Annotated in this window: 12 protein-coding genes; 6 read left to right on the top strand and 6 right to left on the bottom strand. The window is 54.0% G+C overall.

What is annotated here, in order from left to right; genetic code table 11:
- Positions 1 to 27: 27 nt before the first annotated feature.
- The 5 genes from Q0721_RS02535 to Q0721_RS02555 all read right to left on the bottom strand — a co-directional run bounded on the left by Q0721_RS02535 (position 28) and on the right by Q0721_RS02555 (position 5,737).
- A complete protein-coding gene (locus tag Q0721_RS02535) occupies positions 28 to 897 on the bottom strand; it encodes an energy-coupling factor transporter transmembrane component T (protein ID WP_299024970.1) in 870 nt (289 codons plus the stop codon).
- Positions 898 to 968: 71 nt separating this feature from the next.
- Complete coding sequence (locus Q0721_RS02540) at positions 969 to 1,901, bottom strand: ECF transporter S component (protein WP_299024972.1); 933 nt, start codon at positions 1,899 to 1,901, stop codon at positions 969 to 971.
- A gap of 13 nt (positions 1,902 to 1,914) precedes the next feature.
- Positions 1,915 to 3,534 carry an ABC transporter ATP-binding protein gene (locus Q0721_RS02545; protein ID WP_299024974.1) on the bottom strand — a complete coding sequence of 540 codons (1,620 nt, stop codon included), beginning with the start codon at positions 3,532 to 3,534 and terminating at the stop codon, positions 1,915 to 1,917.
- A 30-nt stretch (positions 3,535 to 3,564) separates the two neighbouring features.
- On the bottom strand, positions 3,565 to 4,779 hold the full coding sequence (gene tyrS, locus Q0721_RS02550; protein WP_299024976.1) for a tyrosine--tRNA ligase: 1,215 nt from the start codon (positions 4,777 to 4,779) through the stop codon (positions 3,565 to 3,567).
- 49 nt (positions 4,780 to 4,828) lie between these two features.
- Positions 4,829 to 5,737, bottom strand: coding sequence for a TIGR01777 family oxidoreductase (locus tag Q0721_RS02555; protein WP_299024978.1), 909 nt, complete (start codon positions 5,735 to 5,737; stop codon positions 4,829 to 4,831).
- Between the two features lie 526 nt (positions 5,738 to 6,263).
- On the opposite strand from Q0721_RS02555, the gene ileS reads away from it, so the two are divergent.
- The 5 genes from ileS to Q0721_RS02580 all read left to right on the top strand — a co-directional run bounded on the left by ileS (position 6,264) and on the right by Q0721_RS02580 (position 12,362).
- Positions 6,264 to 9,416, top strand: a complete 3,153-nt coding sequence (ileS, locus tag Q0721_RS02560) for an isoleucine--tRNA ligase (protein WP_299024980.1) — start codon at positions 6,264 to 6,266, stop codon at positions 9,414 to 9,416.
- Between the two features lie 220 nt (positions 9,417 to 9,636).
- Positions 9,637 to 9,960, top strand: a complete 324-nt coding sequence (locus Q0721_RS02565; RefSeq protein ID WP_299024982.1) for a hypothetical protein — start codon at positions 9,637 to 9,639, stop codon at positions 9,958 to 9,960.
- Between the two features lie 20 nt (positions 9,961 to 9,980).
- Positions 9,981 to 10,640, top strand: a complete 660-nt coding sequence (gene ribA, locus Q0721_RS02570; RefSeq protein WP_299024984.1) for a GTP cyclohydrolase II — start codon at positions 9,981 to 9,983, stop codon at positions 10,638 to 10,640.
- The gene (locus tag Q0721_RS02575) at positions 10,591 to 11,337 is read left to right on the top strand and encodes a RibD family protein (RefSeq protein ID WP_299024986.1); all 747 of its coding nucleotides are present in this window, start codon (positions 10,591 to 10,593) and stop codon (positions 11,335 to 11,337) included. The genes ribA and Q0721_RS02575 overlap by 50 nt, the downstream gene beginning before the upstream one ends.
- Complete coding sequence (locus tag Q0721_RS02580) at positions 11,334 to 12,362, top strand: zinc-binding dehydrogenase (protein WP_299024988.1); 1,029 nt, start codon at positions 11,334 to 11,336, stop codon at positions 12,360 to 12,362. Before Q0721_RS02575 ends, Q0721_RS02580 begins: the two co-directional genes overlap by 4 nt.
- Here the strand turns inward: Q0721_RS02580 and Q0721_RS02585 are convergent.
- Positions 12,343 to 13,236, bottom strand: a complete 894-nt coding sequence (locus Q0721_RS02585; protein WP_299024990.1) for a lysophospholipid acyltransferase family protein — start codon at positions 13,234 to 13,236, stop codon at positions 12,343 to 12,345. The genes Q0721_RS02580 and Q0721_RS02585 overlap by 20 nt on opposite strands.
- 87 nt (positions 13,237 to 13,323) lie before the next feature.
- On the opposite strand from Q0721_RS02585, the gene Q0721_RS02590 reads away from it, so the two are divergent.
- Positions 13,324 to 13,701, top strand: a complete 378-nt coding sequence (locus tag Q0721_RS02590; RefSeq protein WP_299024992.1) for a 6-carboxytetrahydropterin synthase — start codon at positions 13,324 to 13,326, stop codon at positions 13,699 to 13,701.

Below are 13,701 nucleotides of genomic sequence, written 5' to 3' on the forward strand. Positions count from 1 at the left end.
AGACCCCAGTATTTTTATATGAGGAGTTTACTGCGCCAATTGCAGCAAAAATTCCGGTACCCAGAACTTCCCAAACCCCCAGAGGGAGAGGGCAATAGAACAGAGCAGCATCGCCACTCCAAACGCAATTAGAGCACGATCACGTGGACGGTAGTGTAATTCGTCCACCCATGTGCGCGGTCCCACGCCAAAAGCGCGCAAATCCATGGCATCAATAATATCCTCGCTGGCCACAATGGCGTGGATTGTCACCGGCACAATTAGCGGCGCTAGTTTACGCACCTGAGCAAACAGTCCTCCGGAAATCTTCTCCAGTTCGTAACCCCGCGCCCGTTGAGCATCCAGCGTCAACTGAAAATCGCGCCCGAAGGAAGGGATAAAGCGCATGGTCAAATCCATGCCGTAAGCCACTTTATCGGGTAACCCCAAACCACGGAAAGTCACCCCATAGAGGGCCGGATTCAACGAATAAGGGATTAAGATGGTCATGCTGGCCAGGCTGAACACACGCACCATCATCGCTACGGCGTACGCAATGCGCTCCGCACTCAAGACAAGTGTAGGCCGCCAACCAAAGAGGGTAAAGCCCGCAGCCAAGCGATGAATGACATGTTCCTCTTTGTAAAGCTCAATGCCGCCTCGCCCTGTTAGCAAGGTAAGGAAGGAGAAGAAAAAGATAAAACCGCCAATGAAAAGCCAGGCACGACGCATTTCATGCCATTTGATCCCCGAGGTAAAAACCGCAACCAGCGCCATACCAAAGAGCACCAGCAAATATCGCAAGTCCCAGAAAAGCACCGTACAGGCGATGTAACACAGGAAGAAAATGATCCAGGCACGCGGATCAAAACTCTGGATAAGTGATTTACGAGGTCGGTAACGCCAGGTAACGAGCATATAACTCCTGACTACTTCCTAGAGGCAGGTGAGGGAACCAAAAGCCCCCACCTGCCTTCGCTCTAAAAAGATCAACGACCGGTTTGACGCTGCACTGAGGCAAACGCCACCACCAGCAACGGCACCAGGATAGCGGCAAAGATGGCATTCGGCCCCGCAGCGGGCAAGAATTCCCCAACAATTGCCACCGCTGGCGGATAACCGTTAATCCAAATATCCGAGATAGCGGCAAAGCCAATTCCGAGGAAGTTACCCAACAGGCTCCAGGTTACTGCAGCGGCCACATCCAGGTTTTGGGCAAAGAGAAAACGTACCAGCACTACCAGCACAAACCCTACCACTGCCGAGATGCCAGCAAAAAGGCTGATGGTAGCATCGCCAAAGATACCCGCCTCGGGGTCAAAGAACATCATGTTGGGCACATTACGATTGACAAAGAAAATGACGGTTGCCAAGGCAGCAAGCAAAGCGCTGACGATCAAAACCGCATCCACACTGCGCTGTTTATCTTTGAAGAGGTGCACCAGGCCCGCCACAAAACCGACCAGTCCATTCCCCACACTCCACTGGGGAGACAGGCCAAAACCAGTCAGCGCATCGCCGAACATGTTTCCAACCGCGCCACTAAAGAAACCCACCACTGGCCCAAAGGCATACCCAAAGAACATGGGAATAGCAATCGCCGGACGCAGAGCCACCTGGCTGACTGAGGGCACCGCAAACACAGTCCCGTTGAAGAGGAAGGAGAGCACAGCATACAAGGCCGCACCAATGGCCATATACACCACCTCACGCGTGCCCACTTCCCACACCGGGTTTTGACGGGTCAGGGCATAGATGACGAAGACGATTAACAAACCAATGCCGACAAACACAAAACGCAATACACCGGTTTCATCCAGTTGCAAGTTGGGATTGATCATCCCTCCAATCCAGACAATCAACAGGAAGAAAACCAAAACGCCAATCAAGGAAAAGAGAATTGAACGCAAACGCTTATCCATCTTGCTCCTCCTTTCAAGCCAGTGAAAAATGGGCTAGCACTTCCGCACTGAGAAAACGACGGGTTGAAGGCAGATAATCCAAATTCAGACGTAGCAACGAGGTTGGAACCAGACGGCAGGTTTCCAGCCGCTCTAGGTCACTCAGGACCTCTTCAGGCGTCCCATCCGCGACCACTCGCCCCTCATTGACTAGAAGCACGCGGTTCGCGTAGCGGATAGCCACGTCCACATCATGAGTGATAAAGAGGATGGCCTCAAAGCCAGGCATCTGCAAGATTGAATCCATGAAACTGATGTAGTTCTTATAATCCTGCCCCGCAGTGGGCTCATCCATAACCAGAATACGGGAACGCATCGAAAGAATAGCAGCAATGCTGACGCGCTTCTGTTGCCCGAAGGACATGGAGAGCGGTGGAATCTGCTCATACCCCTTTAGGTTCACAATCTCGATAGCTTCCATCACCTCCTTTCGAATGGTTTCTGGATCGTGGTTGAGGTTCCTGGGCCCAAATGCCAACTCTTCATAAACGGTTGGGGCAAAAAGCATGTGGCTTGGGCTTTGGAAAACATATCCCAAGGTGCTGGCTATTTCGGCTACGCTCATTTGGCGAGTATCACGTCCACGAATGAGCACGCGCCCGCGCTTTGGTTTGAGCAGGCCAATAGCATGTTTGATCAAAGTTGTTTTGCCTGCTCCATTGGGGCCCAAAACTGCAATGATGTCACCGCGGTAAATGGTCAAATCCACACCGTGCAAGATCTCCATCCCATTTTCGTAACCGAAATGCACCCCCTGGAATTCCACCAGCGGCTCACGCTGTCCCTCTCGCCCGCTGGGAAGCCATTGTGGCTCAGGCGGTGGAGCCATGCGCGCAGCTAGGTTTAGGATCATCGGAGCCGGCAGTTTCACCTCGCGGTAGTCCACATAATCTGCCAGTTGTTCAGCCGTGCCGTCAAATTTTATCTCTCCATCACTCATATAAAGCACCCGCTCAGGATGGATGGCCAGGACATCCTCCACACGATGCTCAATTAAGATTACCGTCATGCCCTCATCGGCCAACTGACGGATCATCCGCAAGGCATCCTGGGCACTGGCCGGATCTAGGCTCGCCAACGGCTCATCCAGCAGCAAGATGCCCGGGCGCATCGCCAACACGCCCGCCAGGGCCACCTTTTGTTTTTCCCCTCCAGAAAGATTGAAGGTCTCACGATCACGCAAATGGGCAATCTTTAACCGCTCCAGCGCCTCTTGGGCACGCCGCAGGATCTCTTCGCGTGGCAAACCCAGGTTTTCCAGCCCGAAAGCCACTTCATTGATCACGCGCGAACCCAAGATCTGACGTTCCGGGTCCTGAAGAACAGTACCCACCATCTGAGAAATGCGCGCTAAAGAGAGTCCCCGCGTGTCTTGCCCAAAAATGCGGACACTGCCCGTTAATTCACCCTTGTAACTGCGCGGGATCAAACCATTAATGCAGCGAATCAGGGTTGTCTTTCCACATCCACTGGCCCCAGCAATCAGCACAACCTGGCCAGGCTGCACCCTTAAGTTAATATTTCGGATTGCCGGCTCATTGCGGCTACGATAGCGGAAAGTGAGATTTTCGATAACCAGCGGCAATTCAGACATCGTGTTCCATCTCTTATTCGTGAAAACCACCTAAAACACAACTCGTAAAAACTGACGCTTCCCTACCTGCAAAATTCCCGGATGAGGCAGCGGCGCATTTGGATCTGTAAGCACCTGCCCATCTAGTCGCACGCCCTTTTGTTCAAGAAGCCGCCGCCCCTCGCTCTTGCTGCTGACCAGTTGCGCCTTCACCATGATCTCCAATACACTCTGACTTGCCTCAGCATGAAATTCGGGGATGTCCTCAGGCAAGTCGTGTTTTTGGAAAAGACGCACAAAGGCCTCCTGGGCGCGTTGAGCGGCTTCCTCACCGTAAAAGTTCGCCGTAATCTCAAAAGCCAGTTTCATTTTAGCATCACGCGGATGGAGGGTGCCATCGGCTAGAGCCTTCTCAAATGCCGCCACTTCATCGGGCAGCCAGCGGGTGACCAGTTTGGCGTAAGTGGGCATGACAAAATCGGGAATACTCATCACCTTGCCATACATGTCCTCAGCCGTTGTGTTGATGGGGATATGGTTGCCCAACGACTTGCTCATCTTCACTACCCCATCTGTTCCCGGCAAAATACCCATGATAATTGCGATGTTGGGTTTGGCACCCAGAAACGACATAATCTTACGGGCGGCGGTCACAATATTGAACAATTGATCGGTGCCCCCCACCTGAACATCTGCTCGCAGCATATAGGCGTCATAGCCTTGCATGATGGCATAGAAAGTTTCATGCAAGTAAATTGGATCGCCCCGTTCCCAGCGCAACCGGAAATTTTCGCGGGTGAGGAACTGCTGAAGCGTGAAATTGGCTGCCAGCGGGATCATGTCTGCCAGGGACAATTTAGAAAGCCACTCCGCATTGTAGCGAATCTTGGTCTTGGCTGGATCCAAAATACGAAAGGCCTGCTCAGCATAGGTGCGAGCGTTTTCTTCAATCTCTTCTGGGGTTAGGCGCGGGCGCAACTTATCCTTATCCGAGGGATCACCGATCAAGGAAGTAAAATTCCCAATCAAAAAGGTCACCTCGTGGCCCAGGTCCTGAAACTGGCGCAACTTGCGCATGGTCACCGTATGACCGAGATGCAGGTCGGCCTTACGCGGGTCATAACCACAATACACCCGCAGCGGACGGCCCTCCTGTTGCGCCTCAATCAGCCGCTCGCGCAACTCCGCCGCCATTGCCTGTTTGAGGGCCTCATCCCCGTATTCGGTTCCCTGCATGAGAAGTGCAACCTGCTCATCAATGTTCATGGGCATGTCCTCCGTGAGTTGGTTAATTATACCTAAAACCACACGGAGATTAACGGGTTAGCAGGTCACGCAGGGCAGCTTCTAAGTCCTCAAAGACAAAGCGGTAACCCAAATTCAAAAGCCGCTGGGGTAAGGCACGCTGCCCATCCAGCACCAGGGTACTCATTTCACCCAGTACCCACCTCAACACAAATGCCGGGACAGGTAGCCAGTAGGGCCGTCGTAATACGCGTGCCAACGTGCGGCCAAAAACCGCATTGGGCACTGGGTTGGGTGCCGTCAGGTTGAAGGGACCGGTGGCCTGTTCGTTATGAAGCAGGAACAACATCGCCCCAATCTGATCAGCCATATGGATCCAAGGCATCCACTGTCGTCCACTGCCCAGCGGCCCCCCTACCCCCAAGCGGAAGGGCAACAACAGGCGCTTAAGCACCAGACTTTCGCGGTCCAGTACGATCCCCGTGCGCAAGAGCACCCGCCGCACGCCCCAGGCCTCAACCGGCTGGGTGCTAGCTTCCCACTGCACACAGAGCTGAGCCAGGAAATCCTGGCCTGGAGGAGACGCTTCAGTGATCACCTCATCCCCGCATGATCCGTAATATCCAATGGCCGAAGCCTGCACCAGCAAGCGGGGTTTGCGAGGCGCCAGAGCAAACGCTTCAACGACCGCTTTCCCGCTCACAACCCGGCTGGTCAGAAATTCCATTTTCCGCTGTTGGGTCCAGCGACCCACGCCCAAATTGGCCCCCGCCAGATTGACCACCGCATCCATCTCGGCCAACAAGTTTGCCCAGGGCGTGCCATGGTGGCCATCCCAGGGGTGCACCGCCACGGAGACAGGCAAATGGACGGACTGGGGACGCCGACTCAGCACGCTAATGGTATGCCCCTCCTCCAGCAACCGAGTTATCAGGGCCCTTCCGATAAACCCACTTCCGCCGATGATCATAATATTCATACGCTCTACCTTTCTTCAGAGACTCACACAACATCTAATTCGTAGGTGTTCCAAATTGATCTGTGCTCAAGCGCTACCCTTGTTATTGCTCATCCTGCTTCGATTATATCCAGAAGCGCCAAAACGATCTCAGCGCGCAACGGTTGATTTTTTATGAGGTTCGTGGCATAATTTGCGCATCTCAAAAGCGATGATGGAAACGAGTAGGCTCGTTCGAGGCTGTCAGCGAACCCGGGAGAGTGCGAGCCGGGGCAGATCGGTGAGCCGAAAATCCTTCCGGAGCTGCAAACTGAACGCGAACCAACGAGTTCGTCAGTAGGGGCGCCGGCGTCGCCAGCCGTTACCCACGGCGCAGGTATCAACGGGAAACCGGGCGTACCTGGCAGAGTGCCTGCCTGCGGGCAGGAATCAGGGTGGTACCGCGAGATACCCTCTCGTCCCTGAAGCGGACAGAGGGTTTTTGTTTAGAGGCCACCCCTTATCTACCGACGGAGCACTCAAAAATCTCAGGTTAGAGGAGTGGAGTATGTTTCGACCCGTCTCGCCGAAACTCGATATCGTCTCTCTCGAAGAGTCTATCTTACGTTTTTGGAAATCTCACGACATTTTCCACGAGACCCTGCGCCAGCGCGAGGGGCAACCGGAATATGTTTTTTACGAAGGTCCCCCGACCGCTAATGGGAAGCCGGGCGTGCACCATGTCCTGGCACGGGCTTTCAAGGATGTTTTTCCACGCTACAAAACAATGCGCGGCTATCACGTTATTCGTCGCGGCGGGTGGGATACTCATGGCTTGCCAGTAGAAATTGAGGTGGAAAAGCAACTTGGTTTCAATACCAAGCGCGAGATTGAGGCCTATGGGATTGCCCGCTTCAATGAACTCTGCCGTAAATCGGCTTTCACCTATATCCGCGAATGGGAAAAATTAACCGAGCGCATTGCCTACTGGGTTGACCTGGACACGGCTTATATCACCTACACCAACGATTACATTGAGTCGGTGTGGTGGATCTTAAAGAATTTCTGGGAACGCAATTTGCTGTATCAGGGTTTCAAGGTTGTCCCTTACTGCCCACGTTGTGGAACCCCCCTTTCAGATCATGAGGTTGCGCTGGGGTATGATGAAGCCACCGATCCCTCGGTTTATGTGCGTTTACCCCTGGTAGATGAACCCGGCACCTCTCTGCTAATCTGGACTACCACCCCATGGACGCTACCGGCTAATGTGGCCGTAGCTGCCCATCCAGATGTGGATTACGTAGTGGTCGAGCGAGAAACCCCCGAGAACGGAAAAGAACGTCTGATCCTGGCCGAAGCGCTGGTGCCGGCCGTTTTCGGGGAGGAACCGGTTAAGGTCGTTGCCAGAATGAAGGGCCGTCAGTTGAAGGGCAAACGTTACCATCCGCTGTTCACCTTCCTCCCGGTAGACAAACCGGCTCACTATGTGGTGCTGGGAGACTTCGTGACTACAGAGGAGGGTACCGGCCTGGTGCACATGGCCCCTGCCTTTGGTGCCGAGGACATGAGCGCTGCTTTGGAGTATGATCTGCCCATTCTAATGACGGTGAACGAAGAAGGGGCCTTCATCCCAGAGGTGCGCCCCTGGGCGGGCAAGTTCGTCAAGGACGCCGACCCCGAGATCACTGAAGATTTGCGCCGCCGCGGTCTGCTCTTGCGTGCAGGGACTTACACGCATACCTATCCCTTCTGCTGGCGCTGCTCTACACCGCTACTCTATTACGCCCGTCCCACTTGGTATATCCGCACCAGCCAGTTCAAAGAGCAAATGGTGGCATTGAATGAAAAAATCAACTGGTACCCGGAGCATATTAAGCATGGGCGCTTTGGCAATTGGCTGGCCAACAATATTGACTGGGCGCTAGGACGTGAACGCTACTGGGGCACCCCTCTACCCATTTGGGAGTGCCGGGAGTGCCATCATCAGGAATGCATCGGCTCGGTGGCTGAACTCTCCCAAAAAGTCGGGCGGGATCTCACTGGACTGGATCTTCACCGCCCACACGTGGACGAGATCCGCTGGAAATGCCCAGAGTGCGGCGGCACCATGGAACGCGTGCCAGAATTAATTGACGTGTGGTTTGACTCGGGCGCCATGCCAGTGGCTCAGTGGCATTACCCATTTGAGAACGAAGAGACGTTCAAGCGCCAGTTTCCAGCGGATTACATCTGTGAAGCCGTTGACCAAACCCGTGGCTGGTTCTATTCCCTCCACGCCATTAGCACATTGCTGTTTAACGAAGTCGCCTATAAGAACGTTATCTGCCTGGGATTGATTCTGGACGCCCAAGGACAAAAAATGTCCAAATCGCGTGGGAACGTGGTTGATCCGTGGGATGTGATCAACCGCACCGGCGCTGACGCCATGCGTTGGTATCTGTATACCGCCAGCCCGCCCGGTCAGGAGCGCCGCTTCTCCAGCGATTTGGTGGCCGAGGTACTGCGCAGTTTTGTGCTCACTCTTTGGAACACTTATACCTTCTTTGTGACCTACGCCAACTTGGATGGCTGGCTACCTTCGGATGAGGAGCCTGAATACACTCCATTGGATCGTTGGCTACGCTCCACCTTACACGCATTGGTGCGAGAAATCACCGACGCCCTAGAGCACTACGACGTGCTGGGAGCCACCCGTCCCATCGAGACCTTTGTGGATCAACTTTCCAACTGGTACCTGCGCCGTTCACGTCGCCGCTTTTGGAAGAGCGAATCGGATGCTGATAAACGCGCGGCTTATGCCACCCTCTACGAAGCATTGGTCACTCTGAGCAAACTGCTGGCACCTACCATGCCCTTCCTGGGCGAAGCCCTCTACCAGAACCTAGTGCGCTCGGTGGATAAGCAGGCGCCTCTCTCGGTGCATTTAGTCGAGTGGCCAACGTATGATGAACAGGTCATCGACGAACGGCTCAATCGGGAGATGGCATTGGTCATGCGCCTGGCTTCGTTGGGACATGCCGCGCGCAACAAGGCCAATCGTAAAGTGCGTCAACCGCTGGCTGAGGCAGCTTTCGCGGTAGGCAACGCGGATGAAATTCCAGTGGTGCAAGCCTATGCTGACCTCCTGGCCGACGAGTTAAACGTCAAACGGGTGCGGGTTTTGGACGCTACCAGCGAAGCCGTGGCCTATAGCCTCAACCCCTTACCCAAACAACTGGGGCAAAAGTACGCCAGCCGTTTCCCCGCCATTCGCAAGGCAATCCTGGCTCTCGATCCTGAACCGGCCGCCAAGCGCCTGCTCAACAACCAACCCATTGAGGTAAGCGTGGATGGTGAAACCTACACGATCCTTCCTGAAGAGGTTGAGGTGCGCGTCCAAGCACGCGAGGGCTTTGCCGTTGCCTCTGAAGGGCCCTACCTGGCCGCGTTGGTTACGGATCTCACCCCCGAATTGATTCAAGAGGGACTGGCCCGCGAGTTTGTGCGCCGGGTGCAGGAATTGCGTAAGCAAGCCGACTTGGAGATCGCTGACCGTATCCGCCTCTACTACCAGGCCACCCCCGGACTGGAAACCGCTGTAGCCGCCTTCAGGGACTACATTATGGGGGAAACCCTAACCGTGGAAATGCTCAACCAACCCCTGCCGGCCAATCTGCCCGCCGCCGAGGATGCTTTTGATGGTGAGCGACTGCAGATAGCCCTAGAACGAATTAGCCGCTAAACTGGGTATGGCTTCATAACCCTAAGACTCGGGTAGGCTCGAGACCTACCCGAGTTTTTACATACCCTTACAACTGTCCCGTTTGTTGATAAAATCTATCAAGGATCTATTTACTCTGGAAACAATCTGTCGTCCAGGTCTATTGAGAGTCTCCCTTCGCCTGGCCCAAAGACCCTCGTCATGCCTGACAGCATAGTGATCATAAAGACTGGAGTCGCACATGAACCCCCGACCTCCTCAACCTTTACGAACCTTGGCAATCGCTTTATTGACCCTGGCTACTGCCGCCATCCACATCTCCTTGCTCTTCCCTGATTTCATGTTCATTCTTAACGGGCTGGGATACCTCGTTTTTCTGGGAACCTACCTAGTAGGGAGAGGACGACTTGGTGAGCATTTTCGCTGGGCACGATATGGCTTCATTGCCTATACTGGGTTAACCATTTTATTGTGGTTGCTAATCGGCGCGCGTACGCCGCTGGGCTACATTACTAAAATCATTGAGATTGTCTTGGTCGGTTTATTGGTCACTGATCGGACTTAATTATTAGATAGGTGAGTCAAATGGGTAACCTAGAAGTTAAATGCGAAGTTAGCACCACGCTACCCACCGCTTGGGGTAGGTTTCGCCTGCACCTTTATACCGACTCAGTAGAACACCGCGAGCATCTAGTCCTGGTGCGGGGTGACCTAGACCCCCTCTCCGCCGTTCTCACCCGTGTTCACTCCGAGTGCTTTACCGGGGACGTGTTGGGGTCACGGCGCTGCGATTGCGGAGAGCAATTGCAACAAGCCTTAAGTCATATTGCTAACTCAAGGCAGGGCATCTTGATTTACCTGCGCCAAGAAGGACGAGGCATTGGCCTACGCGAGAAACTACGTGCCTACAATCTCCAAGATCAGGGATTGGATACCGTAGAGGCCAACCTTGCCCTTGGACACCCCGTAGATGCACGCCGTTATGACATCGCTGCGCTCATCCTCAAAGACTTGGGAATATCACGCGTACGCCTCATGACTAATAATCCCCAGAAAATTCACGACCTTGAAGCCCTTGGCATCCAAGTTGTTGAACGCGTCCCCCTCCTGCCCACTGTGTATCCGGAGAACATGGCCTACTTGCGCAGTAAAGTCCTGCGCCTAAATCACTGGCTTGATTTGGGAGAATTGCCCTATGCCAGCTCAAAGCACCCTGGTGGAAATGGCCAGGAACCGCATCCGTGAGTGGCAAGCAGAAGGTACCAACCATTACCAATCTGAACAACGCCCTTGGGTAACCCTGGCCTTCGCCCAAAGTCTAGATGGGTGCCTAACCTTCAAACGGGGGCATCCAAGTGCCCTTAGTAGTGATGCGGCACTCCGCCTGACCCATGCCCTACGCGCCGAGCATCAGGCCATCTTGGTTGGCGTGGGAACAGTATTGGCTGATAATCCTCGACTCACTGTGCGTCTTGTACCGGGGCAGCATCCTCAGCCACTGGTTCTGGATACCCACCTGCGCATCCCGCTCGAAAGTCACATCTTGCACCATCCTACCACAGCACCGTGGATCTTTACTGCCACCAAAGCACCTGCCAACCGCCGCAATGCGTTAGAGGCCTTAGGCGCTCGCATCGTGCCCCTGGTGGATGAACCTGGCGACCCCATCCCTCTGCCACTAATGCTGAGATATCTGTGGGAAAACGGCATTCATTCGCTGATGGTTGAGGGGGGCGCCAAAGTGCTCACTGCATTTATAGAGGCCCACTTGCTGGATGCTGCCATCATCACCCTTGCCCCGATCTGGATTGGCGGTTATCATTATATAAACAAGTTGCTGGTTAGCCCCGAACGCAAGGCCCCTGGACTAAGCCTTTGGCAGTGGGAAATGTGGGATCAAGATTTGATATTATGGGGGAGGCCTAGAATTTACCGCATATGAAGCGCCAATCTCTCATCTTTAAAGCACCTCTTGCAGTCGAAATTCAAGAAGAGGATTGTCCCAACCCACAGAGCGGCGAGGTGCTGGTTAAAACCCTAGTCAGTGCAATCAGTGCTGGCACGGAGGTGTTGGCCTATACCGGGCAGATCCCAAGTTGGTTTAGCCTGGATGAGACTCTTCCTGCTCTCAAGGGAACTTTCTCCTTTCCATTCAAGTATGGCTATGCCTGCGTGGGTGAGGTTATTGCAGTAGGCGAAGGGGTCGAAAAAACCTGGTTAGGTCGTAAGGTGTTCGCCTTCAATCCTCATGAAAGCGCCTTTGTTGCGTCGTTAGATTCCCTTATCCCGCTCCCTGAAGGGTTGAACGAGGAGGACCTCTTATTCCTGCCCAACATGGAAACGGCGGTAAACGTCGTTCAAGATGGTCGTCCCATTTTGGGAGAGCAGGTTGTTGTCTTTGGCCTAGGCATTGTGGGGCTACTCACCACAGCATTACTCACCCGTTTTCCTCTCAATCATATTGTGGCCCTCGATCGCTACCCGTTACGGCGTAAAGCCGGAATGGAACTGGGAATCACTGCCGTATTTGACCCGCTCAGTGAGGAAGTATTACGTGGGCTGCGTTCCATCCTAGAATCGCTTGGCTACCATCAGGGCGCCGACTTAGTATTCGAAGTCTCAGGAGCGCCTGGCGCCCTCAACCAGGCGATTGAGATCACCGGCTACACCGGACGCATTGTAGTGGGCTCCTGGTATGGGCGCAAACCGGTGGCCCTGGATCTAGGGGGACGTTTCCATCGCAGCCGCATTCAAATCATCGCCAGTCAGGTAAGCACCATTGCGCCGGAACTCAGCGGACGCTGGACAAAAGCGCGTCGCCTTCAGATGGCGGTGGAAGCGCTCAAATGGTTGCGCCCCTCTTTCTGGATTACCCACCGCTTTTCCTTCGAACGTGCCGCCGAGGCTTATCGGTTGCTCAATGAATATCCCGAAGAGGCCCTACAGGTCATCCTGACTTATTCGTAAAAGGGAAGTGGGCCTTAATATGGGCTATTACAGCCTGAGTAATAGCCCTCACTTCATGAAGTGAGGATAAACGGGCAGCTTCCAACGGTGGCAGGACATGCACTGTGACATTAACCGGCCAATGACCCGGCCGATGTAGCCGCATCAAGATCCACAACATAGCCGCTAGGCGCTCACGGTCGCGTGGCGACTTGCGCAGACGGGTTATGGGATGGCGTAGAGCAGCAGACGATAAAACACCGCTAACGATAATCGGTAATATGGTTGCTTGTGGCACCGCTCGCACAAACACCCCAATACTCTCCGACCATGTATCCAGCGCACCGCACGCCCCAGGCAAAACCGCCGGATCCGGCTCAATCCGCCCAGCGGGGAAATTGAGTAGCACACCCCCCGAACGCAGATGCCGAATCGCCTGACGAATAACGCCCACGCGAGCGCTCTCATCCTCAGATACCTGAATTAAGTACCCCTTGACCGCAGGGAGGGCGTCTAAAAAAGGGCGCTCAGCGGCCAATATGCGCAGATCGTTGCGCGGTAATGCCGTGAACAACGCCAGAGCATCGCTCAATCCCGGATGATTCGCTAACACTAACAACGGCCCGTGATGAGGAATAAAACTCTCCCCCTTGATTTCAAGATAATTCACATACATAGAAATGAATCGAGAAGCGGCCCGATGAAGCCCAACCTCAGCAACCCAATGATCAAATGTTAGGATTTGACGTGCAAATTTTCGTGCCGAAGGACGCAGACTAACCGCCAGACCACGCCCTAGAGGGCTATCCCGATCCACACCTAGCGCCTCCAACACGTCCCCAAGGTTAATCTCGGTCAAAGTTTGTTCGCAGGCTTCGTCCAGATCCAGGTTCATGCTATGATTATAAGAGACTAGTGCACAATATGTCTTTTTTTGTGACCAACTTATCAGAATAGAGGACAAGCAGAAAGGAAGTGACTCATGTATCGCGTGGGTGTCTCGCGCTCTTTCATTGCCCAGCACTACTTAATTGGGGGAGATTGGGGAGACGAAAACCTGCCTCATTCTCATCATTACCGAATTGACGTTGAGGTCAGCGGAGAACACCTAGACTCCCACTTTTACCTTGTTGATATTGTGGCCCTAGAAACCGCACTGGAGGCCCAGGTGGCTCGCTATCGCGATCGCTTGCTCAATGACCTGCCTGAATTTGCCGGGGTCAACCCCTCATTGGAATTTTTTGCCCGTCTTCTGTGCCAGAATCTCACCAACAATCTGCCCACTAAGGGCCTCTCGCGCCTTTGCGTACGCTTGTGGGAACACGAAAACGCTTGGGCTGCCTTTGAAATGTCTCTGTAA

Source organism: uncultured Thermanaerothrix sp. (genome assembly GCF_938028735.1).
Lineage (GTDB): Bacteria > Chloroflexota > Anaerolineae > Anaerolineales > Anaerolineaceae > Thermanaerothrix.